At 52.4% G+C, this 25,830-nt stretch carries 17 protein-coding genes, 1 tRNA gene and 1 other RNA gene; 14 read left to right on the forward strand and 5 right to left on the reverse strand.

The annotated features are described in order from the left end of the window. Positions 1–25 precede the first annotated feature (25 nt). Entirely contained in the window at positions 26–628 is a 603-nt protein-coding gene (gene clpP / locus ABC395_RS01410; RefSeq protein ID WP_009676841.1) for an ATP-dependent Clp endopeptidase proteolytic subunit ClpP, read from the reverse strand. A gap of 351 nt (positions 629–979) precedes the next feature. Between clpP and ABC395_RS01415 the strand changes: the two genes are divergently transcribed. Next, positions 980–1,630 carry a DedA family protein gene (locus ABC395_RS01415; protein ID WP_413000270.1) on the forward strand — a complete coding sequence of 217 codons (651 nt, stop codon included), beginning with the start codon at positions 980–982 and terminating at the stop codon, positions 1,628–1,630. Positions 1,631–1,701: 71 nt separating this feature from the next. Here ABC395_RS01415 and ABC395_RS01420 read toward each other — a convergent pair. Further along, a tRNA-Arg gene (locus ABC395_RS01420) sits at positions 1,702–1,773 on the reverse strand. Positions 1,774–2,014: 241 nt separating this feature from the next. Between ABC395_RS01420 and ABC395_RS01425 the strand changes: the two genes are divergently transcribed. The 12 genes from ABC395_RS01425 (at position 2,015) to ABC395_RS01480 (ending at position 21,835) form a co-directional block, all read left to right on the forward strand. Then, positions 2,015–3,043, forward strand: coding sequence for a sugar-binding transcriptional regulator (locus ABC395_RS01425; RefSeq protein ID WP_103998149.1), 1,029 nt, complete (start codon positions 2,015–2,017; stop codon positions 3,041–3,043). A gap of 51 nt (positions 3,044–3,094) precedes the next feature. Continuing rightward, positions 3,095–4,099: a type I glyceraldehyde-3-phosphate dehydrogenase gene (gene gap, locus ABC395_RS01430; protein ID WP_413000271.1), complete on the forward strand. Its 1,005-nt coding sequence runs from the start codon at positions 3,095–3,097 to the stop codon at positions 4,097–4,099. A 409-nt stretch (positions 4,100–4,508) separates the two neighbouring features. Then, positions 4,509–5,690 carry a phosphoglycerate kinase gene (locus ABC395_RS01435; RefSeq protein WP_009674528.1) on the forward strand — a complete coding sequence of 394 codons (1,182 nt, stop codon included), beginning with the start codon at positions 4,509–4,511 and terminating at the stop codon, positions 5,688–5,690. A gap of 27 nt (positions 5,691–5,717) precedes the next feature. Next, positions 5,718–6,470 carry a triose-phosphate isomerase gene (gene tpiA / locus ABC395_RS01440; RefSeq protein ID WP_103998173.1) on the forward strand — a complete coding sequence of 251 codons (753 nt, stop codon included), beginning with the start codon at positions 5,718–5,720 and terminating at the stop codon, positions 6,468–6,470. A gap of 1 nt (position 6,471) precedes the next feature. After that, a complete protein-coding gene (gene gpmI, locus ABC395_RS01445) occupies positions 6,472–8,013 on the forward strand; it encodes a 2,3-bisphosphoglycerate-independent phosphoglycerate mutase (RefSeq protein WP_413000272.1) in 1,542 nt (513 codons plus the stop codon). A 160-nt stretch (positions 8,014–8,173) separates the two neighbouring features. Beyond that, a complete protein-coding gene (gene eno, locus ABC395_RS01450) occupies positions 8,174–9,466 on the forward strand; it encodes a phosphopyruvate hydratase (RefSeq protein WP_103998175.1) in 1,293 nt (430 codons plus the stop codon). Between the two features lie 58 nt (positions 9,467–9,524). After that, positions 9,525–10,250 (forward strand): M50 family metallopeptidase, encoded by a 726-nt coding sequence (locus ABC395_RS01455; RefSeq protein WP_413000273.1) that lies wholly within the window; start codon positions 9,525–9,527, stop codon positions 10,248–10,250. A gap of 181 nt (positions 10,251–10,431) precedes the next feature. Continuing rightward, entirely contained in the window at positions 10,432–10,668 is a 237-nt protein-coding gene (gene secG, locus ABC395_RS01460) for a preprotein translocase subunit SecG (RefSeq protein WP_377630501.1), read from the forward strand. Positions 10,669–11,176: 508 nt separating this feature from the next. After that, positions 11,177–14,107 carry a ribonuclease R gene (gene rnr, locus ABC395_RS01465; RefSeq protein ID WP_413006665.1) on the forward strand — a complete coding sequence of 977 codons (2,931 nt, stop codon included), beginning with the start codon at positions 11,177–11,179 and terminating at the stop codon, positions 14,105–14,107. A gap of 478 nt (positions 14,108–14,585) precedes the next feature. After that, a complete protein-coding gene (smpB, locus tag ABC395_RS01470) occupies positions 14,586–15,065 on the forward strand; it encodes an SsrA-binding protein SmpB (protein WP_413000274.1) in 480 nt (159 codons plus the stop codon). A gap of 164 nt (positions 15,066–15,229) precedes the next feature. Further along, positions 15,230–15,595: a transfer-messenger RNA gene (ssrA, locus tag ABC395_RS01475) on the forward strand. Between the two features lie 489 nt (positions 15,596–16,084). After that, complete coding sequence (locus ABC395_RS01480; protein WP_413000275.1) at positions 16,085–21,835, forward strand: S-layer homology domain-containing protein; 5,751 nt, start codon at positions 16,085–16,087, stop codon at positions 21,833–21,835. Positions 21,836–22,318: 483 nt separating this feature from the next. On the opposite strand, the gene ABC395_RS01485 is transcribed toward ABC395_RS01480, so the two are convergent. The 3 genes from ABC395_RS01485 to ABC395_RS01495 all read right to left on the reverse strand — a co-directional run bounded on the left by ABC395_RS01485 (position 22,319) and on the right by ABC395_RS01495 (position 24,466). Continuing rightward, on the reverse strand, positions 22,319–22,837 hold the full coding sequence (locus ABC395_RS01485) for a hypothetical protein (RefSeq protein WP_413000276.1): 519 nt from the start codon (positions 22,835–22,837) through the stop codon (positions 22,319–22,321). Positions 22,838–23,243: 406 nt separating this feature from the next. Further along, positions 23,244–23,885: an NAD(P)H-dependent oxidoreductase gene (locus ABC395_RS01490; RefSeq protein ID WP_413000277.1), complete on the reverse strand. Its 642-nt coding sequence runs from the start codon at positions 23,883–23,885 to the stop codon at positions 23,244–23,246. A gap of 107 nt (positions 23,886–23,992) precedes the next feature. After that, complete coding sequence (locus tag ABC395_RS01495) at positions 23,993–24,466, reverse strand: carboxymuconolactone decarboxylase family protein (protein WP_413000278.1); 474 nt, start codon at positions 24,464–24,466, stop codon at positions 23,993–23,995. Positions 24,467–24,660: 194 nt separating this feature from the next. Here ABC395_RS01495 and ABC395_RS01500 point away from each other — a divergent pair, with 194 nt between their 5' ends. Then, positions 24,661–25,530, forward strand: a complete 870-nt coding sequence (locus ABC395_RS01500) for a sigma-70 family RNA polymerase sigma factor (RefSeq protein ID WP_413006666.1) — start codon at positions 24,661–24,663, stop codon at positions 25,528–25,530. Positions 25,531–25,830: the final 300 nt, after the last annotated feature.

Below are 25,830 nucleotides of genomic sequence, written 5' to 3' on the forward strand. Positions count from 1 at the left end.
GTCCGGGGTTTTTTGGCTGAGAAAATTAAGCTTCCTTGCCGCCTTCGGTTGTCTTCTCGATCACTTTATCGATAAGACCGTAGGCACTTGCTTCGGCCGCGCTCATAAAGTAGTCGCGGTCGGTATCTTTATCGATACGTTCCAGCGGCTGGCCTGTACGCTCCGCGAGAATTTTGTTCAAGTTCTCACGCATTTTGAGAATGCGTCTCGCGCGAATTTCGATATCCGTCGCTTGACCTTCCGCACCGCCGAGCGGCTGGTGAATCATGACTTCGGAGTTCGGCAGGGCGTAACGCTTGCCTTTGGCGCCTGCCGCAAGCAGGAAAGCGCCCATGGAAGCCGCCATCCCTACGCAGATCGTGGAAACGTCGGATTTGATAAACTGCATCGTGTCGTAAATCGCCATTCCAGCTGTGATGGAACCGCCGGGGCTGTTAATGTACAAATGAATATCCTTGTCGGGGTCCTGCGCATCTAGGAACAGCAGTTGGGCGATAATCGCGTTGGCGACCTGATCATTTACCGGGGTACCCAGAAAAATAATACGGTCTTTAAGAAGACGGGAGTAAATATCGTAAGCGCGTTCTCCTCTTGCATCAGGCTCGACAACCATTGGAATAAAACTCATTAATGTTACCTCCTTCGATAATACGCCGCTATAACTGCGTTAATTTTCAGTATCTACAAATATGATAACGAAAAAACGTCAAAAGGTCAAGAAAGGTCAAACTTATTTGGAAAAACCTCTCTCGTTCTTTCCCCTCAAGCGGAACGGGTGAAACATTTCAGGCTCCGCAAGGCTCATGTATCAAGCCGCCCGTAAATCCAGGGATTAAATCCACAAAATGACAGGGGGTCTGGTTCCTGCCACGACCAAAGTCCAGTTTCCAAACTAAACCGGGGACCATTATTAAACTCCTCCTTAAAAGGTATACTGGCTAACAAAGAGAGGAAATTAATTGGAATTAAGGAGCGGACTATGGAGTGGATTAGTGATCTTTTCGCACAATACGGGTATCTGGTGCTCTTCCTGGGCCTCTTCGCAGAATCGGTGGCCCTGCCTTTTCCCGGGGAACTGGCTATGATGATTTCGGGACATATGGTACATGTAAACACGTTTAATATGGCTGGTGTTATGGGCGTTTCATTTGCGGGAGCTTTTGCGGGAACCATCTTTACGTATGTGCTTGGACGGAAGTTGGGGACGCCTTTTTTCGATAAGTACGGCAAGTATGTGCTTCTCAATCCGGAGAGACTTTTGAAAATAAAAAAATGGTTCGATAAGTACGGGGACAAAATTATTCTCGTCAGTTATTTTGTTCCGGGTTTGAGGCATTTTACAGGGTATGTGTCAGGGATTTTGAAAATCCGCCTGAAGACTTTCCTGATATTTAACGGGTTGAGCGGCGTGCTGTGGGTCATTACGTACGTGATGGTAGGTTTCTTGTTCGGTACGAAAATCCAGCAACTGCTGCATGTGATTTCCCAGTACTCGACGGTTGCCATTATTGCGGCCGCTATCGCTTTGACGGGTCTGGTTGTCGTAAAAAGGAACAAGGAAACCGTTTTGGGCTGGCTCCGCGCACGGTATGCGGGAATTCAAAAAATGTTTATGGGCTCGGCGGAATAGCGGTTGAAGCCGCCGGGTGCAACAAAAAAAGCTTCTGTCCGAAGACAGAAGCTTTTTGGTGTAAAGCAGGACGCGCCCGCGAGGAATCGAACCTCGATCTCAGGCTCCGGAGGCCTACGTCATATCCATTGGACCACGGGCGCATGTTTCATTAAGTAACAGCAAAGGTTATTATATGATAGAGGTATAAAAAAAGCAAGTCCTCCGGCTCAGTTTTTTTTCGGACGCCCATTTACAAAAATCAAACTTTGCACACATTGATTCTTTTATGCGAACTGGGGTATAATGGGGATGTGCAAGGCAAGTTTTTTTTGATCCATGTGGGACTTAAAATGCACTCGCGGGACATTTTGGGTCCCAACACGATCAATAGGAGTGTAAGGCATGAGAGATATTCTCGACGTCCAGAAACAGCTCCTGCCGGACTTGCTGGAGGTTCTGAACAAGCGTTACACCGTTCTGCAGCATATTTTCCTGCTCGGAAGCGTGGGCCGCAGAACCCTGGCCGGCGCTCTCGATATGACGGAGCGGGTTTTGCGCAGCGAAGTGGAGTTTCTGAAAGGCCAAGGCCTGATTGAAACGGAAACATCGGGCATGCGCATCAGCGAATCGGGCAGGGAACTGCTGGAGAAGCTTCAGCCGCTTATCAAGGAGATGCTCGGACTCAACGAGCTGGAGAAGCGGATTCGCGACCATTTCCGCCTGGAGCAGGTCGTAGTCGTGCCCGGCGATTCGGATTCTTCGCTGTTTGCGAAGAAGGAGCTGGGCCGGGCGGCCGCGCTGATGCTGCGCAAGCACGTCACGAAGCATGACGTGATCGCGGTTACCGGCGGCTCCACAATGGCCGAAGTGGCGGAGCACCTGTCCACGACGAGCGCCCTCAAGGGCAGCCTGTTCGTTCCGGCCCGCGGAGGGCTCGGCGAAAGCGTGGAGCTGCAGGCGAACATGATCGCCTCCAAGATGGCGAAAAAGACCGGCGGGCAGTACCGCCTCCTGCATGTTCCGGATCATCTCCGCGAAGAGGCTTACCAGTCTTTGATCCAGGAACCGAACATCCAGGAGATGATGGACGTGGTCCGCAGCAGCCGCATCGTCATTCACGGCATTGGAGATGCTATCGTCATGGCGCAGAGGCGCAAGGTAGACTCCGAGACGATAGACAGCCTGCGCGGCGAAGGGGCGTTGGCCGAAGCGTTCGGCTACTATTTTAACCCCGAGGGCAAGGTTGTCCATAAGATGCCGACCGTAGGGCTTCGGCTGGAAGATATCCAGCACTGCGAAGTCGTGATCGGCGTAGCCGGCGGCAAAAGCAAAGGCGCGGCTGTAGCTTCGGTTTTAAAATACGGCCAGGAGGATATCCTGGTGACGGACGAAGCGGCAGCCGTGGAGATGTTAAAGTACACGTTATCTTGACGGGCCACAGGCGCGTCTTGAAATATAAACTTTCTACTGGGAGGAATTACAATGGTAAAAGTGGGTATTAACGGTTTCGGTCGTATCGGACGTAACGTATTCCGCGCCGCTCTGAACAACACTGAAGTGGAAATCGTAGCAATCAACGATCTGACGGACGTAAGCACGCTTGCGCACCTGCTCAAGTATGACACGACTCACGGCAGACTTAACGCTACGGTTGAAGCCGGCGAAGGCGAGATTAAAGTTAACGGCAAATCCATCAAGGTATTTGCAGAGCGCGACCCTGGAAACCTTCCTTGGGCTGAATACGGCGTTGAAATCGTCGTTGAATCCACTGGTATCTTCACAGACAAAGCGAAAGCTGAGTCTCACCTGAAAGGCGGAGCAAAGAAAGTTATCATTTCCGCACCGGCTACGAACGAAGATATCACAGTTGTTATGGGCGTTAACGAAGAGAAATACGATCCTTCCGCTCATACGGTCATCTCCAACGCTTCTTGTACGACTAACTGTCTTGCTCCTTTCGCTAAAGTATTGGACGAGAAGTTCGGTATCGTAAAAGGCATGATGACGACTGTTCACTCCTATACGAACGACCAGCAAGTGCTTGACCTGCCTCATAAGGATCTTCGCCGCGCTCGTGCGGCAGCCGAGAACATCATTCCTTCCACTACGGGTGCAGCTAAAGCCGTTTCCCTGGTTCTGCCGCAGCTTAAAGGCAAACTGAACGGTATGGCTATGCGCGTTCCGACTCCAAACGTTTCCGTAACGGATCTGGTTGTCGAGCTGAACGCCAACGTAACCGTTGATGACGTGAACAATGCTCTTAAAGAAGCTGCCGACGGCCCGCTTAAAGGCATCTTGAACTACTCCGACGAGCCGCTTGTATCGAGCGACTACAACGGTGACCCTGCTTCCTCCACAATCGACTCTCTGTCGACTATGGTAGTAGGCGACAACATGGTGAAAGTCGTTTCCTGGTACGATAACGAGTGGGGCTACTCCAACCGTGTCGTTGACCTGGCCGCTTTCATCGCTAAAAAAGGTCTGTAATCCTTAAATAAGCCATGCAAGAAGAGGAGAAGAAATTCTCCTCTTCCCATTGCTTATCGGGGCATGAATATTACATATAGGAAGCCCCAGGGGATATCCGAAGCTTTCCTCAGGAAAGCCTGGCCCCAAAGGTCTTGCGAAGAAGGTTTTCCTGAACGAAAGCTTTTCCGTTTCGACCGCCGGTTTTTGCCGGTGTGCCTCATATGCGGTTCCGGTTGTCCATTCGGAGAGCCCGGGTCCGCTGCACGCTTGCCGTCCTTCCCTTAAAGGGAAAGGATAGGCTTTAGTTTACGACGACAGTTCTACTGGAAGATCAGCCAATGCTTACGACGCCAGCTTTCCCTTCGGAAAGCTCAGTTAATGCTTACGATGCCAGCTTTCCTTCGGAAAGCTTTGAGGAGGATATTTCATGAACAAGAAAAGTGTTCGCGATGTAGAAGTTAACGGTAAACGCGTGTTTGTACGCGTCGATTTCAACGTGCCGCTCGAAAACGGCCAAATTACGGACGATACACGTATTCGTGAAACACTGCCGACGATCAAGTTCCTGATCGATAAAGGCGCTAAAGTTATCCTTGCGAGCCATCTGGGCCGCCCGAAAGGCCAAGTCAACGAAGACCTGCGTCTGACGCCGGTAGCGGCTCGCCTGTCCGAGCTTCTCGGCAAGCCTGTAGCGAAAGCGGACGAGGCTGTCGGCGAAGCGGTTCAAGCGAAAGTAAACGAGCTGAAAGACGGCGACGTGCTGCTTCTTGAGAACGTCCGCTTCTACCCGGGTGAAGAGAAGAACGATCCGGAGCTGGCTAAACAATTCGCGGCACTGGCCGACCTGTACGTGAACGATGCTTTCGGCGCCGCTCACCGCGCGCATGCTTCCACGGAAGGCATCGCTCATCAGCTTCCGGCGGTTTCCGGTCTCTTGATGGAGAAAGAGCTGGACGTGCTGGGCAAAGCGCTTAACAATCCGGAGCGTCCATTTACCGCGATTGTCGGCGGATCCAAAGTTAAAGACAAAATCGATGTTATCAATAAAATGCTTGAAATTGCCGACAACATCCTTATCGGCGGCGGCCTTTCCTACACCTTCTTTAAAGCACAAGGCCATGAAATCGGACAATCTCTCGTAGACAACGAGAAACTTGATCTGGCACTCGGCTTCATCGAAAAGGCGAAAAAACTCGGCAAGAACTTCCTTCTGCCGGTAGATATCGTCATTTCGGATGACTTCAGCGCGAATGCCAACACCAACATCGTCGGAATCGATTCCATTCCGGCCGATTGGGAAGGCATCGACATCGGTCCGAAAACACGTGAACTTTACGCCGACGTTATCAAGAACTCCAAGCTTGTCGTCTGGAACGGACCTATGGGCGTGTTCGAAATCGAGCCGTTCTCCCACGGTACGCGTGCGGTAGCCCAGGCTTGTGCCGACACATCCGCTTACACCGTCATCGGCGGCGGCGACTCCGCGGCGGCAGCCGAGAAGTTCCACCTCGCCGACAAGATGGACCATATCTCCACAGGCGGCGGTGCTTCCCTGGAGTTCATGGAAGGCAAAGTTCTGCCCGGCGTAGTCGCTCTTAACGACAAGTAAGAGATACAGAGAGGAGTTTTGAAGATCATGAGAAAACCCGTTATCGCAGGTAACTGGAAAATGTTCAAAACCGTTTCCGAAGCGGCAAGCTTCGTGAATGATATAAAAGGCAAGGCGGAAGTGGCAGGGGTAGAGAGCGTAATTTGCGCTCCTTACACTAATCTTCCGGCGCTTGTCGAAGCTGTGAAAGGCACGTCGATCGGAATCGGCGCTCAGAACTTTCACTGGGAAGAAAACGGCGCATACACCGGCGAAATTTCCGGCGCTATGCTCAAAGATCTCGGCGTCACGTATGTGATTATCGGTCACTCCGAGCGCAGAGCTTATTTTAACGAAACCGACGAAACGGTTAACAAAAAAGTTCTCGCTTCTTTCAACTACGGTCTGACGCCGATCGTTTGCGTAGGCGAGAAGCTCGAAGAGCGCGAAGCGGGACAAACGAAAGAAGTCTGCCGCGTACAGACGGAAGCGGCTTTCAAAGGCCTCAGCGCCGATCAGGCGAAACAAGTCATCGTGGCCTATGAGCCGATCTGGGCTATCGGTACGGGCAAATCTTCCACGGCTGAAGACGCCAACGAAGTTATTGCTTACATCCGCGAGCTGATCGCTTCTCTGTACGATTCCTCCGTAGCCGATGCGGTCCGCATTCAATACGGCGGCAGCGTAAAACCGGGTAACATCGCCGAGTACATGGCTCAGCCTGATATCGACGGAGCTCTTGTGGGCGGCGCCAGCCTGGAGCCGGCTTCTTACATCCAACTCGTTGAGGGGGCGAAGTAAGATGGCGACTAAACCGGTAGCGCTGATTATTCTGGACGGCTTCGGACTTCGTGGCGAGGTTCACGGCAACGCCGTGGCTCAAGCCAAGAAACCGAACTACGACCGCTATTGGAACCAGTTCCCTCATACGACGCTGACTGCCTGCGGCGAAGCCGTAGGTTTGCCGGAAGGCCAAATGGGTAATTCTGAAGTGGGGCACCTGAACATCGGTGCCGGCCGTGTGGTTTACCAGGATCTGACTCGTATTTCCAAGTCGATCCGGGACGGTGAGTTTTTCGACAACAATACGCTGATCGGCGCCGTACGTCATGCGAAGCAGAACAACAAGAAGCTGCATCTGTACGGGCTGCTTTCCGACGGGGGCGTACACAGCCACATCGCGCACTTGTTCGCGCTGCTTGAGCTGGCGAAGAAAGAAGATCTGCAGGAAGTTTACATCCATGCTTTTCTGGACGGACGCGATGTAGCGCCCGATTCCGCGAAGAACTACATGGAGCAACTCCAGGCCAAGATCGCCGAAATCGGCGTCGGCAAAGTGGCGACGGTGCAAGGCCGCTACTATGCGATGGACCGGGACAAGCGTTGGGAGCGGACCGAGAAATCTTACCGTGCGATGGTGTACGGAGACGGCCCGCACTACACGGACCCGGTCAAAGCGATCACCGAATCGTACGAGAAGTCCGTATTCGACGAATTCGTGATGCCGACTGTGATCACGGATGAGAACGACAAGCCGGTGGGACTCGTTGAATCCGGCGATGCGGTTATTTTCTTCAACTTCCGTCCGGACCGTGCGATTCAATTGTCGCAGGTATTTACGAATAAAGATTTCCGTGGTTTTGACCGCGGCGAGCTTTACCCGAAAGATCTGTACTACGTCTGTCTGACGCTGTTCAGTGAAACGGTCGAAGGCTACGTCGCGTATAAACCGAAAGATCTCGATAACACGCTTGGCGAGGTTCTGGCTCAGCATAACAAGAGACAGCTTCGTATCGCCGAGACCGAGAAGTACCCGCACGTTACCTTCTTCTTTAGTGGCGGCCGTGACGTGGAACTGCCGGGCGAAACCCGTATTCTCATTCCGTCGCCGAAAGTCGCCACATACGACCTGAAACCGGAAATGAGCGCTTACGAGGTTGCGGCCGCAGCGGTGAAGGAAGTCAATGAGGACAAGCAGGACGTCATCATTCTGAACTTCGCCAACCCGGATATGGTAGGCCACTCCGGCATGCTGGAGCCGACTATCAAAGCCGTTGAAGCCACGGACGAGTGCCTGGGCCAAGTCGTTGAAGCCATTCTCGCCAAGGGCGGAGTTGTCTGCATTACGGCCGACCACGGCAACGCGGACCTCGTCCTGGACGATGCCGAACGTCCGTTCACCGCTCATACGACGAACCCGGTGCCGTTTATTGTTACATCGAACGACGTCACTCTGCGCGAAGGCGGCGTTCTGGCCGACATCGCTCCGACGCTGCTGCACCTTCTGAAGCTGCCTCAGCCGCCGGAAATGACAGGTCTTTCGATCATCGAAGAGAAGAAATAAGTAACCCTCCCGCTTTTTGATTAAGACAGCAAGTTTTCGGGAACCATTCCTTGGAATACAGCATCTTATTTTGATCGGTAAGGTGCGCCGCTGCCCTTTAAGGGAATGAGTTCCCGAAGTTTTTCATACACATAACCTTGTTAAGGAGTGTTCAAACACAATGACTATCATTTCCGACGTTTATGCTCGCGAAGTACTTGACTCCCGCGGCAATCCGACTGTTGAAGTTGAAGTATATCTTGAATCCGGCGTTGTAGGCCGCGCAATCGTACCTTCCGGTGCCTCCACAGGCGCTCATGAAGCTGTCGAGCTTCGCGATGGCGACAAAAGCCGTTACCTGGGTAAAGGTGTACTGAAAGCCGTTGACAACGTCAACTCGATCATCGCGCCTGAAATCATCGGTCTGAACTCCTTGGATCAAGTGTCCATCGACAAGAAAATGATCGAACTGGACGGCACGCATAACAAAGGCAAGCTGGGCGCCAACGCGATCCTCGCGGTATCCATGGCGGTTGCCCGCGCTGCAGCTGAAGCGATGGAACTGCCTCTCTACGTTTATCTGGGCGGATTCAACGCCAAAACTCTTCCGGTTCCAATGATGAACATCATCAACGGCGGCGAGCATGCCGACAACAACGTTGACGTTCAAGAATTCATGGTACTTCCGGTAGGAGCTCCAACATTCAAAGAAGCTCTCCGCATGGGCGCAGAGATTTTCCATAACCTTAAATCCGTACTTAAAGATAAAGGCCTGAACACGGCTGTCGGCGACGAAGGCGGTTTTGCACCGAACCTGAGCTCCAACGAAGAAGCGATCCAAACGATCATCACCGCTATCGAGCGCGCCGGTTACAAGCCTGGCGTTGACGTATTCCTGGGTATGGACGTTGCTTCCACCGAGTTCTTCAAGAACGGCAAATACGAGCTCGAAGGCGAAGGCAAATCCTTCACGCCGGCTGAATTCGTTGACCTGCTTGCTTCTTGGGTAGACAAATACCCGATCCTGACCATCGAAGACGGCTGTTCCGAAGACGATTGGGAAGGTTGGAAATTGCTGACCGACAAACTGGGCGGTAAAGTTCAACTCGTCGGCGACGACCTGTTCGTAACGAACACCGAGCGTCTGTCCAAAGGCATCAACGAGAACATCGGTAACTCCATCCTGATTAAAGTAAACCAAATCGGTACGCTGACCGAAACATTCGACGCGATCGAAATGGCAAAACGCGCAGGCTACACGGCTGTTATCTCCCACCGTTCCGGCGAGAGCGAAGACAGCACGATTGCCGACATCTCCGTGGCAACCAATGCAGGACAAATCAAAACAGGCGCACCGTCCCGTACGGACCGCGTAGCGAAATACAACCAGCTGCTTCGCATCGAAGATCAACTGGAAGGCGTTGCTCAATACGCCGGCAAAGAAGCTTTCTACAACTTGAAAAAATTCAAGTAAGAAAACCTTTCACAAGATTAACGGTTTAGCTTTTTAAACGTCGGGGAGGGTTATGAATATGAGTGCTTGGGTAAAAACGATTTTGCTGTTAATCGGGTCGGCTTTACTAACTCAATTCATCCCTTTCTCGGCCTATTTCCGCAACCTGGACACCATGGTCCATGAGTTCGGGCACGCTGCAATGACGATGATTCTCTCGGGAAAAGTCATGGCTATCGTGCTCAATGCCGATCACAGCGGGGTTACTTACTCGTCGGTCAGCGGCTCGTGGAAACTCCTGCCGATTTCGGTCGCAGGCTATGTGACGGCGTCCTTGTTTGCGGTTTTTCTTTTCTGGGCGTATGCCCGGGGGAAGCAGAGACTGGGACTCCAGGTGATGACGGTGATCGCCGTGCTGTCTCTGGTGCTGTTCGTACGCAATGAATTCGGAGTGGGCTGGCTGATCGGCTTTATCGCGCTGAACATCATTGTGCTCGCTTTTACGAGCGGGTTTATACGCAACGCCTATTACCTGCTTGTCGCCTTTCTTTGTCTGGAGGAGTCGGTCTACGGGCCGCTGACACTGTCGCTGCTTGCGGCGGGCAACCCGAACAAAGCGGGAGACGCAACGAATCTGGCGTCCATCACGCCTGTGCCTGCTCTGATCTGGGGCGTTATTTTCCTGATTATTTCCCTCTGGTGCGCCAAAGCGGCCATTCAATATTTTCTGGGCGGCGACGCAAACAGGCGGAGGAAAGCCCGAAGGTCCGAAAGAGCTTATCCGATGGGCCCCGGGGAACGTTAACCTCGTAATTTAAGAAATCAATGACCCGTTGTATGGAAGTTCTGTTCCGTCAGCGGGTTTTCTTTTATAAAGCAGGGAAAATTAATTAGGATGTCCAACCAGAATCTTGCAGAAAAAGGCCTTTTATGATAGACTTTTAATGCACATTCTAAAAATAAGAACATGCTAATGAGGTGTCGAATTGGTTATCCTGTTAAAAGTTTTGTTGGTTATCGCCTCGCTGGGCTTAATTGTAACGGTATTACTACAAAAGGGTAAAAGTGCGGGACTTTCCGGTGCAATCAGCGGTGGAGCCGAGCATTTATTCGGTAAAACGAAAGCTAGAGGCATGGACCTGGTTCTTGCCCGGATTACTGTGGTTTTGGCGGCTATTTTTATTGTATTGACGGTCATCGTGGCCTACGTAGTGAAGATATAACAACTGAACAGACGGTGCACATAAATTGCAAACAGCAGGGGGATGCTACTCCTGCTGTTTTTTCATGGAGTTTTGCCGATTGTGGATACTGACGCGCAGCGGTGAAAAGAATTGATTTGTTTATGTTTTCGTCTTTTCAGGATATACTGGTTAGTAACTTGCACCTGCTTGTCAACCGGTTAATTGTGGGTCTCGCCGGGAACCGTGAGGAATGATAAGGCAGAAGCTTAAACGAATCAACGACCGGAAAGCTGCAAGAAGACCCAACGAAGGCACTCCCGTTACCCGCGGCCGTAAAGGCCGGCAGGGACACCCGCAGACATCATACATCCGCCAGACCGAGATGCCCCGGAGGCAGGGGGGAAGCGGAAGACAGGTACCTGGAAATCCCTTAAGATGCCCGGCAGCGGGCGGAGAATGCGATTTGCAGCAGCGGCTAAACCTGTTCAAAGAAATGGTTATCGGGTATGAATACGGAGAAGCTCAACCTAATAAGAAGGTGACAACTATGGTGACAGAGCAGGATATATTAAACTTTATGCACGAAAATGCGTACAAGCCGATGACGTATCAGGAGCTTGAAAAGCATTTCGGCATTGACAGCGCTTCGGAATTTAAGGATTTCGTTAAGCTGCTTAACGATTTGGAGCAATCCGGACACGTACTGCGCACGCGCAACGACCGTTACGGAGTGCCGGAACGGATGAATCTCATCCGCGGCCGGCTGCAGGCTCATCCCAAAGGATTCGGCTTCCTGATCCCGGACGACCGGGATCACCCTGACGTGTACATTCATGCCAACGATATGAATACAGCCATGAATAACGATATTATTCTCGTCCGCGTTACGAGCAAAGGCGCCGCCGGAGGCAAGCTCGAGGGTGAAGTGGACCGCGTCGTCACACGGGCCAACACAAGAATCGTGGGTACGTTCCAAAATCACGAAAGCTACGGTTTTGTCGTTCCGGATGACAAACGTGTTCAGCGGGATATTTTTATTCCGAAGAATGCCTTCCTCGGTGCGGCCGACGGTCAAAAGGTTGTCGTCAACATTGTCCAGTATCCCGAAGGACGTGCGGCTGCCCAAGGCGAAGTGATCGAAATTCTCGGCCACAAGGATGATCCGGGCGTGGACATTTTGTCTATCATCCGCAAGTTCCAGCTTCCGGAGGCGTTCAGCGAAGAAGTGATCTCGGAGGCGGAGAGCGTGCCCGATTCCATCACGGAAGAGGAAATTATCAGCCAGAAACGCCGGGATTTGCGCGGTAAACGCATCGTGACCATTGACGGCGAGGATGCGAAGGATCTTGACGATGCCGTGAACGTGGAACGGCTGCCGAACGGCAACTATGTGCTGGGCGTCCACATTGCGGACGTAAGTTACTACGTGACGGAAAATTCAGCGCTGGACCGTGAAGCCTACAACCGCGGATGCTCGGTTTATTTGGTGGACCGCGTCATTCCGATGCTGCCGCACCGGCTGTCCAACGGTATCTGCTCGCTCAATCCGCAGGTAGACCGTTTGACCATGTCCTGCGAAATGGAATTCGATGCCGAGCTTAATGTGGTGAGGCACGACATTTTTACAAGCGTGATCAAAACAAGCGAAAGAATGACGTATAACAACGTCCGCAAGCTGCTGACCGAGGAAGAGCCCGATGCGGAACTTCTGGAGCGTTACGGCTATCTGGTAGACGATTTCAAGCTGATGGAAGAGCTCGCCATGAAGCTGCGGAATCGCCGTATTCAGCGCGGCGCGATCGATTTCGATTTCCAGGAATCGAAAATTATTGTCGATAAGGACGGAACCCCGGTCGATATCGTTAAGCGTGAACGTTCCATTGCGGAAATGATTATCGAAGAGTTTATGCTGGCGGCCAACGAAACGGTTGCCGAGCACTTCCACTGGCTGAAGGTGCCGTTCCTGTACCGGATTCACGAAGATCCGGATGCGGAGAAGCTGTCGCACTTTATGGAGTTTATTACGAATTTCGGCTACGTGGTGCGCGGACGCGGCAATACCGTTCATCCACGCGCGCTTCAGTCTCTTCTTGAGGAGATCAAAGGAACGAAGGAAGAAACCGTCATTAGTACGGTGATGCTCCGTTCCATGAAGCAGGCCCGCTACGATTCCAACAGCATCGGGCATTTCGGCCTTGCGGCGGAGTTTTACTCCCACTTTACTTCTCCGATCCGGCGTTATCCGGATTTGATCATTCACCGTGTAATCCGTGAAGTACTGGAGAACGGTGGTGCTCTAACCGATAAGCGCAGTGAATATCTGCGCGGCCGGATGGACGATATCGCCGAGCAGTCTTCGCAGCGTGAGCGTGTGGCCGTTGATGCCGAGCGTGAAACCGATGCGCTGAAAAAAGCGGAATTCATGCTGGATAAAGTGGGCGAGGAATTCGAGGGCATTATTTCGAGTGTGACAAGCTTCGGGATTTTCGTGGAGCTGGAAAACACGGTCGAAGGCCTTATCCGCCTGAGCGACATGACCGACGATTACTACCATTATCATGAGATGCAGCATGCCCTAATCGGGGAGCGCACCTCAAAAATATACCGGATCGGGGACGAAGTTAAAGTCCGTGTTGGCCGGGTCAATATGGATGAGAAAACCATCGACTTCGAAATGGTCGATATGAAGCCTCGTTCCAACAAGTTCAGCATGCTCGACCGCAGCAAGTCCGGCGGCCGCGGCGGCCAGAAGAAGCGCGTTGCGGGCGGGCGTCCGGTCAAAGGCGGACGCGGCAAAGACCGCGGACGTGTGCGGGACGTCCTCGTCAAGCCGGGTACGGCGGCCGGAACAGCCGGTGCCGCAGATGCGCTGGGAGCGTCCGAAGGCGGCGGTACCAAGCGCCGCAGACGGAAGAAGAAAGGCGCGTCGGGTGAAGCGCCGCTCGGAATTACGCCGGCAGCGGTACCGGGCGATACGCCGTCTGAGGGCGGCAGCGTGGCGCAAGAGGCGCCGGGAGCCGGCAGAGGCCGCAAGCGCCGCAAAGGCGGCAATCCGGCCGCAGCGCCCGATACAGGCCGCGAAAACGGACGCGGGTCCGAGTCCGGCGAGAATGGCGGCGGGCGTCGCCGGAAGCGCAAGGGCGGCGGAGCCGAAGGCGAAGCGGCCGTAACGCCGGCACCGGGCACCGAAGCGGGCGGCAAGCGCCGCAAAGGCGACGGACCGGCACGCGGCGTCTCGCTGCGCGGCGAGTCCGGCGAAGGCGGCGGCCAAGGCGGCCGCGGACGGCGGAGCCGGGGCGCCGGCGACGGTGCGGCGTCAGGCCGCGAGAGCGGCGGCGCGCGGACGGAGTCGACGTACTCCGGCAACTGGGCGTCGTCCGTGAACGCGCTGACGAAGACGGTGCGCGGCGACCGGCACACGCCGGACGGGCGCGATCCGTCCGAGCCGGGCGGCCGGCGGGGACGTCCGCGCCGGTAGCGGGCCGGGGCAGGCGGGGAAGGGTGCCCTGTGCGGTGCGAGCGGAAGCTGCTGTTCTGGCGGCGCGAACGGGAAGGTGCTAGCCCTGACTGCGCGGCTGAGCGGTCTTAAGCCGCTGTGATTTGCGGCGGCTTAGGGAGGCGCGAAGATGCGCAGGTGGCGACCCGCGCGCGGAGCGGCAACGGTTAGCCTATTATTATGATGGCGGATTGTACGCAGCCGGTGAGTTTTTTTCCTTTTTGCATAAACAGAGTTTGAAATGCTTAGCAATTTGGTCCGTTAAATACTTACACGGCAATAAATAAATGAGAATTAAGGAAACGGCCCGGATGATGCGCGTTGTCTTTTTATCGGACATGCCATGTTCCGGGCGTTTCTTGATTTTTGGCAGGGAAGTTGCTACAATAAAGAACACTCCGCCTTTTCAAAAAGGCACGGATGGGGTATTAATAGCATGGACGACTGGGAGGGGATGACCGTGAGCAAGAAAGCCGACGGCAAGGTGCTGGCACAGAATAAGAAAGCTTCGCATGACTATTTCATTGAAGACACTTACGAGTGCGGGCTTGTGCTGACGGGTACGGAAATCAAATCCCTGCGGAACGGCCGGGCGAATCTTTCGGATTCGTTCGCAACGATACGTAATGCCGAAGCGTTCGTGCATAATATGCACATCAGTCCTTTTGAACAGGGGAACCGAAATAACCCGACCGATCCAACGAGAGCGAGAAAGCTGCTCTTAAAGAAGGCGGAAATAAACAAGCTGATCGGCGCTTCCAAGCAGGAAGGCTACACGCTGGTCCCGCTCAAGATTTATATCCGCAACGGCTACGCGAAACTGCTGATCGGACTCGGTAAAGGTAAGAAACAGTACGACAAGCGCGATACGGCAGCTAAACGTGATGCTCAGCGCGATATCCAGCGGGCTCTGCGTGAGAAGCAGAAGGTCGCTAGGTAAAAAGTTTGTTTATTAACTGCTCCTTGCGGAGCGGGTGGGAAACTGAACCTGGACTTCCATGGATCAGCACCTGCTTTTGGCGGGAAATGTGGTATAATAAAAGAGTAAGAAGAACACAGCATCCGGCTCGATGAGCCGTTGCATCCGAGTTCCTTTTCTATTACGGGGGCGTTTTTGGATTCGACGGGGGTAGTTCGAGCATGGGTAGCGGGTAGTGGGGACGCGTCCGCTTCATCAACGCTAAAGCCTATTAAACGGCAAACAACAACAAAACTACGCTTTCGCAGCTTAATAACCTGTGAGCGTGCTCCTCTCCTGTATCGCCCATGTGCCGGATGTAGGGGCTAACCTTTAGTGGGATACGCTGTCACATCTCCGCCTGGGGTGTGCTGAAGAAGACAATCAGGCTGACCTTAGTGAGAGCCGGTTACGGGGCGCTTGCTTGGGTGACATCAAACCCGTGACTACACCCGTAGAAGCTTATGTGTCGTTATCTTCGGACAGGGGTTCGACTCCCCTCGCCTCCATACAACAACAGAAAGGTCCCAGCCTTAGAGGCTGGGGCTTTTTTGTTGTTCCGGGAGGCGGGAGGAGAAGCCCGCGGGTTCAGTCCGCGCGGACGGAGCGGCAGCTGAAGAGCACGGGATTGCAATGGACCGCTAAGGTAGTGAGCGGTGGGGATGCGAAAGCAGGTTGGATGAGGGTGCGATACCCCCAGGATGAGTCGAAGGCGTGAGTTGCTTTTTTTATTGCTCAGAATTTGTTCAGAATGATGTGATATGGTCAAGCGAGCTAAAGTATAGAGACTTGGGGAAGGAAGATGAAAGTTGTCGAATAAAGGAGAAACAGCAAGAAAATTTAACACGAATTTTCCTGCTTGGAGGGAAATGGCTTCTAAAATCATTCGACTAAAATTGTCGTTTTTGTTGCTTTTTAGCACGTTTATGTCGATCAATTGGGGACAAGAAGCAAATGCAGCACCGATTGCGAGTTCCCTTGATAATTGGTATGTACGGTCTATGGGACATAATTTGGTTGGCGTGACCTATGGCAACGGCATGTATGTGGCTGTGGGGACAAGTGGAGCGGTGTTGACCTCCAGTGACGGGATGAACTGGATGACCCGCACGGCGGGAACCGCAATTGGATTAAATGGCGTTGCCTATAACAACGGTACGTATGTGACTGTGGGACAAGCTGGAAGGATATTGACCTCCAGTGACGGAGTGAGTTGGATAATCCGCCCGTCGGGCACCACGAATGATCTTCGTACAATTAGTTATATCAATGGCGCGTTTGTGGCGGCAGGGGCAAATGGAACAATCTTGACCTCCATTGACGGAGAGAACTGGACGAGCCGCTCGTCGGGTACCACACAATTTCTTTATGCCGTCAGCTATCTTAACGGCAACTATATGGCGGTGGGGGCAGTTGGAACGATATTGACCTCCAATGACGGAGAGAACTGGACGAGTCGCACGTCGGGCACCACGAACGGCCTGTACAGTGTGAGCTACGCCAACGGCACTTACGTGGTGGTGGGGCAAAGCGGGAAGATACTGACCTCCGGTGACGGAGTGAACTGGGTGAACCGCCCGTCGGGTACCACGAATAATCTTATTGGCCTCGCCTACGGCAACGCCACGTATGTGGCGGTAGGGATAAATGGAACGATTTTGTCCTCTATTGACGGAGTGAACTGGATAACCCGCCCGTCGGGTACCACAAATCATCTTTCCGGCGTTAGCTACCTCAACGGCATGTATATGGTCTTAGGTTACGCTGGAAAGATATTGACTTCGAGTGACGGAGAGAACTGGACGAGCCCCCTGTCAAGTGTCACCCCGAATCTTCTTTACGGCGTTAAATATAACAATGGAACATATATGGCGGTAGGGTTAGGCGGAACGATCGTGACCTCCAGTGACGGAGCGAACTGGACGAATCGCACGTCAGGCACTACGTTTACTCTTTACAGCGTCGGCTACGGTAACGGTACATATGTGACGGTGGGGTTAGGTGGAAGAATATTTACTTCCAGTGACGGAGTGGGCTGGACGAGTCGTACTTCGGGCACTACAAATCATCTTGCTGGCATCACTTACGGCAATGGTATGTATGTGGCGGTGGGAGCAAGCGGAACGATATTGAACTCAAGTGACGGAGTGAGTTGGACGAGCCGTACGTCGGGTGTTGCAAATGATCTATGGAGCATTACCTACGCCAATGGCACCTATGTGGCGGTAGGAGCAAATGGAACGTTGCTGACTTCCATTGACGGAGCGGGCTGGACGAGCCAAACATCGGGCACCACGAAAAATCTTTCTGGCGTCAGTTATGAAAACGGCACGTATGTAGCGCTAGGTGCAGGCGGAACGATCTTGACCTCAAGTGACGGAGTGAGCTGGACGAGCCAAACGTCGGGTACTACGAATGAACTTCGTGGTGTAAGCTACGGCAACGGCATGTACGTGGTGGCGGGGTTAAACGGAACGATCTTGACCTCCATTGACGGAGTGAGCTGGACGGCTCACACGTCGGGCACCTCGAGTTCTTTATATGGTGTCATCTCCGTCAACGACACGTTTGTGGTGGTTGGGGCAAACGGGATGATTTTGCAATCACCACCAGTAGCCACGCTGACCAACGCGGCAGCGCCGGCTATTAACACACAGCCGACGGGCGCCACGGTAAACGAAGGCGACAGCAGTCCGATCTTGAGCGTGGCAGCCAGCGTCAGCGACGGCGGAGTGCTGTCCTACCAGTGGTACAGCAATGCAGTGAACAGCACGAACGGCGGCACACCGATCGTAGGTGCAACAAGCGCAAGCTATACCGCGCCGACGACACCTGTCGGCACGACGTACTACTATGCTGTCGTGACGAACACGAACAGCAGCGCAAGCGGCACGAAGACGGCAGCGGCAACGAGCAGCATTGCTGCGGTTGCGGTGAACGCGCTGACTAACGCGGCAGCGCCGGCTATTAACACGCAGCCGACGGGCGCCACGGTAAACGAAGGCGACAGCAGCCCGATCTTGAGCGTGGCAGCCAGCGTCAGCGACGGCGGAGCGCTGTCCTACCAGTGGTACAGCAATGCAGTGAACAGCACGAACGGCGGCACACCGATCGTAGGTGCAACAAGCGCAAGCTATACCGCGCCGACGACACCTGTTGGTACGACCTACTACTACGTTGTCGTGACGAACACGAACAACAGCGTGAGTGGCACGAAGACGGCAACGGCAACGAGCAGCGTTGCTGCGGTCACGGTCAATGCGCTGATCAACGCGGCAGCGCCTGCCATTAATACACAGCCGATGGGCGCCACGGTAAACGAAGGCGATAGTAGCCCGACCTTGAGCGTAGCGGCCAATGTAAGTGACGGCGGAACGTTGTCCTACCAGTGGTACAGCAATGCGGCGAACAGTACGAACGGTGGCACACCAATCGTAGGTGCAACAAGCGTAAGCTATGCCGCGCCGACGACACCGGTCGGCACGACCTACTACTACGTTGTCGTGACGAACACGAACAGCAGCGTGAGTGGCACAAAAACGGCAACGACAACGAGCGGCATAGCTGCGGTCACGGTGAACGCGCTGACCAACGCGGCAGCGCCGGGCATTAACACGCAGCCGACGGGCGCTACGGTCAACGAAGGCGACAGCAGCCCGACCTTGAGTGTGGCAGCCACCGTAAGTGACGGCGGAGTGCTGTCCTACCAGTGGTACAGCAATACGGCGAACAGCACGAACGGCGGCACACCGATCGTAGGTGCAACCAGCGCCAGCTATGCTGCTCCGACGACACCTGTCGGCACGACGTACTACTATGTTGTCGTGACGAACACGAACAGCAGCGTGAGTGGCACAAAAACGGCAACGACAACGAGCGGCATGGCTGCGGTCACGGTGAACGCGCTGACCAACGCGGCAGCGCCGAGCATTAACACGCAGCCGACGGGCACCACGGTAAACGAAGGCGACGTCAGCCCGATCTTGAACGTGGCAGCCAGTGTCAGCGACGGCGGAGCGTTGTCCTACCAGTGGTACAGCAATGCAGTGAACAGCACGAACGGCGGCATACCGATCATAGGTGCAACCAGCGTAAGCTATGCTGCGCCGACGGCACCTGTAGGCACGACCTACTACTACGTTGTCGTGACGAACACGAACAACAGCGTGAGCGGCACGAAGACGGCAAAGGCAACGAGCAACGTTGCTGCCGTAACGGTGAATACGCTGACCAACGCGGCAGCGCCGGGCATTAACACGCAGCCGACGGGCGCTACGGTAAACGAAGGCGACAGCAGCCCGACTTTGAGCGTAGCGGCCAGCGTAAGCGACGGCGGAACGCTGTCCTACCAGTGGTACAGCAATACGGCGAACAGCACGAACGGCGGCACACCGATCGTGGGTGCAACTAACGCAAGCTATGCCGCACCGACAGCACCTGTAGGCACGACCTACTACTATGTTGTCGTGACGAACACGAACGGCAGCGTGAGCGGCACGAAGACGGCAAAGGCAACGAGCAGCACTGCTGCCGTAACGGTGAACATCGCGCCTACCTATGCGATTGCACCTATTGCTGATCAAACGTTAGCCGCACTTACTCAAGGTTACGCTCCGGGTACCCAAGAGACGAAAACCATCGATGTAACAAATACCGGCACGAGCGATTTGTCGAATCTGCAGGCTATGGTCAGCGGAACCCATGCCAGCGATTTTGTGATTACGCAACCAAGTGCGACGTTAATGAACGGAGCGACAACGTCAAGCTTTACGGTTAAAGCGAAAGACGGCTTGACGGCCGGCACATATACCGCAACGTTAACGTTATCGGCAACCCATATGACGGATATGACGTTTACAGTGACGCAGACTGTGAACCTGCCTGACGCTCTCCCGAATCCGCAAAACCTTGTGGCTGCCGGAGGAGACCGTGAGGTAACACTTAATTGGAATACGGTAACGGGAGCGACGTATTACAATATTTATATGGCGACTGATCCAAGCCAGTTAAGTAACGCTTCAGTTGTTACCGTCACTTCCGCTACCTACCATGTACAAAACTTGCTGAACGGCACAAGGTATTTCTTTACGGTGAAAGCAGGCAACTCGGGAGGCTTGAGCGGGGAATCGAATCAGGTGGAGGCTACTCCTGCAACTGTTCCGGCAGCACCGACAAATGTTTCGGCAGTGGCTGGAAACGGAGAAGCTACCGTTACTTTTACGGCTCCGACTGACAACGGTGGAAAACCGATTACGGGGTATGAAGTAACGGCTTCATCAGGGAAAGTAGTCGTAACGGGAGCGGTAAGCCCGATTGTTATTAGGGGTTTGACAAATGGAACGAGCTATACGTTTACGGTGAAAGCGATCAATGGTATAGGAAAAAGTGCAGCTTCCGCTGATTCGAATGCAGTCATTCCGAAAACGCCATCCGGCGGCGGCACGGCCCCTATCGATACGCCATCCGTTCCTAGTACCCCGACAGTACCGGAGAAAACGGATACGGACGCGAATATACTTGTAAACGGTAAAGCGGAGAATGCGGGAACCGTAACGATAACCCAACGAAACGGCCAAACCGTTACCACCGTGTTGGTGGATCAGAAAAAGTTGGAAGACAAGCTCGCGGCGGAAGGGCAAAATGCGGTGGTGTCGATTTTTGTAAACAACAACTCCCATGTGGCTGCCGGCTCACTGAACGGTCAAATGGTGAAAAACATGGAAGACAAGAAAGCGGTTCTTGAGATCAAAACCGATCGTGCGACCTATACGATTCCAGCGCAGCAAATCAATATTGACACTATATCCGAACAAATTGGCAAGTCGGCAGCCTTACAAGACATCCGGGTAGAAATCGAAATCTCCGAACCAACAACCGATATGGTGAAAATTGTTGAAAATGCGGCAGCCAAGGGAACGTTCACGCTTGTCGTACCGCCGTTAAACTTTACGGTGAAAGGCATCTACGGAGATCAGACTATTGAAGTATCGAAGTTCAATGCCTATGTCAAACGAACCCTTGCGATTCCGGATGGTGTTGATCCCGGTAAGATTACTACAGGGGTTGTTGTTGAAGCAGACGGAACCGTTCGTCATGTACCGACCAAAATTATCGTGATTGGCGGCAAATATTACGCCCAAATCAACAGTTTGACGAATAGCACGTATTCTCTCGTTTGGCATCCGCTCGAATTTGGAGATGTGGCGAACCATTGGGCAAAACAAGCAGTGGGCGATATGGGATCACGGATGATCATCGACGGTACGGGCAACGGTATGTTCAGTCCCGATCGCGATATTACCCGTGCCGAGTTTGCAGCCATCATTGTTCGCGGATTGGGAGTGAAAGCGGAGAATGGGGCAACCCCATTCTCGGACGTAAAATCGACAGATTGGTACAACAGCGTTGTCAACACTGCTTATGCTTATCAATTGATCGGTGGTTTTGAAGACGGCACTTTCCGTCCGATGGACAAGATTACGCGGGAACAGGCGATGGTGGTCCTCTCCAAAGCGATGGCGATCACTAGACTGAAAGAAGGTCTTTCTGTTCAATCGGCTGATGCCATACTTCGTTCCTATGGAGATACGGCAGCTGTATCCACGTGGGCACTGAGCAGTGTTGCGGAGAGTGTACAGGCCGGCATTGTATCCGGAAGAAGCGGCAATGAGCTTGCGCCGAAAGATTACATGACCAGAGCTGAGGTTGCTAAAATTATTCAGGGACTTTTGCAAAAATCTGGCTTAATTTAAGCCGGGAAACGGCGGCAAAGGCTTATGACATGGCTGAGTTGCTATGGTTAGCAGGATAACTTACAGCGTAACGGGGCTGGCGAACGATAGAATCCTACTATTTGCAGTCTAAGGCAAACTGTGCGGGAGTCAGTAATGGTTGCTTCAACGAAGCAAGCACCACGCCCAGATCCAGCAATACGGATCGGAGCGGTCTGACATTATCGAGTGGCAATTTGGGGGATTTACGCAAAGCCGCCTCCCCAAACATCCTGAGCATCACGCTCCGGCAGATTGTGGTTTTTATCAGCCACGGTTCGGCTCTATACACAGCAGAAAGGCCCTAGCCGAGAGGCTAGGGCCTTTTTGCTGTTCTGCAGGAGTCCGGAGGAGAATCTCGAGGGTTCAATCCGCGCGAATGGAAGGGTAGTGGGGAGGAGTAGGGGGTTGCAATCTACCGCTAAGGTTGTCGTTGTATGAAACGCAATGCAACATGGCTTTAATTTAAATTAAATCATTTCTGTGCAAAACGTTTAAATAAAACTCATAGGCGGGATTCCCTATATAACCTTTCTCTGGTGGAATACCCTTAAGTATGATTAATTCATCTAACATTTTTTCGCTTAAACCTTGTAAAGTAAACGACGAAATATACTCCCTATCTGCACTCTCCAGTACTAGTCGGAGGGACTTTCCTTCTTGGATATCTCTCCAGAATAATTGAGATTCCGTAATCTCTAAATTTGGTATGGGCTCATTAGCATACCAATGCCGCATCTCGGCGTGCATACTCCGTTCGTTATCATTAAAGAGGGCGGAAAAAATTTCACTATCATTTATCCCGTAACACTTTATAATGTTGTCATAGTTAACAAAGGGATCTTTTTTCAAATCGGCGACTATTTCTTTGTCGATCTCGATTATGTTATATTTGTCCCGAAGTATTTTCTCCGCATCTTCCAATAAATACCTGAACGGTAATTTGGATTTTTTAAAAAGCCTATCAAGTTCTTCAATTTGCATAAGATACCCCATCAAAAGAAAGAATCCCCACCGACTCTGTTCCATGAACGATAGTAGGTGCGGTAAAGATTATAACGTATTTAAGTATACGTTATGTTAACTCAGGGCCGAACATGATATTTTAATTATCATTTTAAGCCGTTTTCCTTATTTTGTAAATATTTGGTTATCGTCTATTTCTACTCCTTATATAAAATTTGATTCGTACTATAAGACGTGATAAAAATTCGATAGATGTCTGTACTAACCATCCGTACTTTGTCGGAAGCGTAAGATATATTGGATCGGAACTTATGAAGCTGCGGCGTACCAGGACTTGAAAAACAAAGTCGTAGTACGCCGCTGTTTCTTTTGCTATCGTATCTGCACTTCACCTTGGCTGCCCGTTTAGAATATTACTGGAACTTCAGAATCTTAATGCAACCTCACGCGCCTGCCGAATCGCTTTTTCTTTTATCGCAGGTTCTTGCTCGGGTGCAGCAGCCATTCCTTCGACAAATAACCCCTCAAAACTGGGAACCCCCAAAAATTCCATAATGACTTTCAGGTGCCGGTGGCCCATTTCTAAGTCCGCATCGTCCGAGCCCGGTGACAGGAAGCTTCCGCTGGCTTGAATGAGCAGCGCTTTTTTGTCATGCAGCAGGCCAACTCTCCCGATATCGGGTAAATATTTAAAAGTCTTGCCCGCTATACAAATGGAGTCGATATAGGACTTCATAACAGGCGGATACGAATAGTTCCATATCGGCGTAACAAATACGTATTTGTCGGCTGCAACGAATTGGTCAACTAATTCATCGATACGGCCTAGTTTCTTTTTTTCTGCCTCGTTCAATTTTTCAAATGCACTGCCTGCGTTCAGCTTTCCCCAACCGCTAAAAATATCTTTATCAAGCTGCGGTATGTCCATACTATACAGATCAAGATGAATCACTTCGTCGGATGGATTTGCGGTTCGATACGCCCTTATGAACTCTTTACCTACTGACATGCTATATGTTTTTTCTTCATCCTGCGGATTTGCCGTTATATACAATACGGTTGCCATATTGAAAGTACCTGCTTCCTCTTTTTTTGAAAAATAATCGTATAGGAGGAAGAGAGCTGCCGGTCATCCCCCCCATTACCGATGTACAATTAATTGAATAGGTAAACTTATTTGCCCGCAGAAACAGCGGCGATCTGCCTTGTAGAGACGTTAAATCGATTCCAAAGGTTGGCCGTGGCGATTCCGGCGATAAGGGTGGCTAAAGCGGCTTCGTCAAAATGTCGGGCCGCTTCGTTAAAAATTTGATCCGGCACCGGATCTTCCCGATCACTAAGCCGGGTAACGGATTCACTAAGCGCAAGGGCGGCACGCTCGGCGTCATTGAAGTGCTCCGTCTCACGCCATGCCGACACGGCTAACAGGCGCTCTGCAGTTTCACCCGCCGCTAAGGCATTGCGTGAATGAAGCCCGACACATACGCTGTCCCCGTTGATCTGGCTTGCCAGAAGGTAAGAAAGGAAGAGTGTCCGGCTTGAAATACCGGTCTTCTCCGCGGATGCAAACAGAGCCTTGCCTAAAGCTTGTAAGGCTTGAGATACGTCGGGTACGATCATAACGGGACTTTCCATTCTCGATTTCATAAGAGATCTCCTTTGATTTTGATTAGAGCCTGTTCCGGCCCTTTAATAAGCTGACGGATCATCCCTCGGGATATGTGACAACATGATTTTGATAAAAAAAGAAACCGGCAAAATGTCCGGCAGTTTGTCACGTTGTTCGGTTTGCATTCGTCAATCCTATAGAGGACTCTATTTTTGCGTGAGGGGTTTGAATGATGAACAGACAAGATGAGTTGGCAAAGACATTCGAAGCACACCGGCAGCACCTTCAGGCAGTGGCTTATCGGATGCTGGGATCCTTGAGTGAAGCGCAGGACGCTTTGCAGGAAGCTTGGCTGCGTCTTAGCCGAGAGGACGGAAGAGGCATTGAGAACATGGGAGGGTGGCTGACTACCGTGGTTTCTCGTATATGTCTGGATATGCTGCGATCGCGAAAATCCAGGCGCGAAGATTCGTTAGAAACTCACTTGCTCCAATCTTTCACGAGCCAAGAGAATAAAGCCGACCCGGAACAAGAAGCCGAAATGGCAGATTCCGTGGGAATTGCACTGCTGGTCGTGCTCGGTAATTTGAATCCTGCGGAACGCATCGCGTTCGTGCTGCACGATGTCTTCGCGATGCCCTTTAATGAGATTGCGCCCATTGTAGGAAAGTCAGAGACCGCAGCAAGGCAGCTTGCGAGCCGGGCGCGTCAACGGATCCGCGGAGTGAAAACAACGGCGGAGGTCGACTTTGCTTACCAACGCGAGGTAGTTAAAGCCTTTTTGGCTGCGGCTCGCTCGGGCGATTTTGATAATCTCGTAGCTATGCTTGATCCGGACGCTATACTTCGTGACGATCGTCAAACTGGATCTTCTAGAGTAACGCGGGGAGCGCTCGCCCTGGCGAAACAAGTTTCGGGGCGTGCACAGAAAGCGGCGCAAGCGGCCCTTGTGGATGGACAAGCGGGAATTATAGTGGCTCCCCGGGGCAGGCTGCTTTATGTGCTTAAATTTAAAGTAAATGAAGGGAAAATCGCCGAGGTCGACCTGATCTCCGATCCTGCACGAATAGGCCGGCTGGATCTGGCAGTGTTAAGCGGTTGAGCGAAGTCAACCCGGTCTAATGCCGCATCCTGGGATGGGCCTAGATCCGTTCGAAGAGTTATCCCGCTTGGAACCGCTATGGGGCGGGTGAGATTTATTTTGCGGCACTTGGCAGGCAAGGAGCTCATTTTATGGTATTTCGAACTTATAAAAAGAGGGCAGGGTATAGGCTGTCGGCTTAAGGTTATTTGTGGTCTCCTTGGCATTGGATATAGCTTGAGTGTAAAATTAACTAGATTAGTTGTTAATATATAGAAATATTTTCGAAAGAGGAATCTTCGTTTCAACAGGCGGAATAAA

Source organism: Paenibacillus canaveralius (assembly GCF_047238265.1).
GTDB lineage: Bacteria > Bacillota > Bacilli > Paenibacillales > NBRC-103111 > Paenibacillus_F.

Excerpts from the sequence above, each read along its gene's own strand:
- clpP (WP_009676841.1), bottom strand. The coding sequence starts at position 628 with ATGAGTTTTATTCCAATGGTTGTCGAGCCTGATGCAAGAGGAGAACGC.
- ABC395_RS01415 (WP_413000270.1), top strand. The coding sequence starts at position 980 with ATGGAGTGGATTAGTGATCTTTTCGCACAATACGGGTATCTGGTGCTC.
- ABC395_RS01425 (WP_103998149.1), top strand. The coding sequence starts at position 2,015 with ATGAGAGATATTCTCGACGTCCAGAAACAGCTCCTGCCGGACTTGCTG.
- gap (WP_413000271.1), top strand. The coding sequence starts at position 3,095 with ATGGTAAAAGTGGGTATTAACGGTTTCGGTCGTATCGGACGTAACGTA.
- ABC395_RS01435 (WP_009674528.1), top strand. The coding sequence starts at position 4,509 with ATGAACAAGAAAAGTGTTCGCGATGTAGAAGTTAACGGTAAACGCGTG.
- tpiA (WP_103998173.1), top strand. The coding sequence starts at position 5,718 with ATGAGAAAACCCGTTATCGCAGGTAACTGGAAAATGTTCAAAACCGTT.
- gpmI (WP_413000272.1), top strand. The coding sequence starts at position 6,472 with ATGGCGACTAAACCGGTAGCGCTGATTATTCTGGACGGCTTCGGACTT.
- eno (WP_103998175.1), top strand. The coding sequence starts at position 8,174 with ATGACTATCATTTCCGACGTTTATGCTCGCGAAGTACTTGACTCCCGC.
- ABC395_RS01455 (WP_413000273.1), top strand. The coding sequence starts at position 9,525 with ATGAGTGCTTGGGTAAAAACGATTTTGCTGTTAATCGGGTCGGCTTTA.
- rnr (WP_413006665.1), top strand. The coding sequence starts at position 11,177 with ATGGTGACAGAGCAGGATATATTAAACTTTATGCACGAAAATGCGTAC.
- ABC395_RS01480 (WP_413000275.1), top strand. The coding sequence starts at position 16,085 with ATGGGACATAATTTGGTTGGCGTGACCTATGGCAACGGCATGTATGTG.
- ABC395_RS01485 (WP_413000276.1), bottom strand. The coding sequence starts at position 22,837 with ATGCAAATTGAAGAACTTGATAGGCTTTTTAAAAAATCCAAATTACCG.
- ABC395_RS01490 (WP_413000277.1), bottom strand. The coding sequence starts at position 23,885 with ATGGCAACCGTATTGTATATAACGGCAAATCCGCAGGATGAAGAAAAA.
- ABC395_RS01495 (WP_413000278.1), bottom strand. The coding sequence starts at position 24,466 with ATGAAATCGAGAATGGAAAGTCCCGTTATGATCGTACCCGACGTATCT.
- ABC395_RS01500 (WP_413006666.1), top strand. The coding sequence starts at position 24,661 with ATGAACAGACAAGATGAGTTGGCAAAGACATTCGAAGCACACCGGCAG.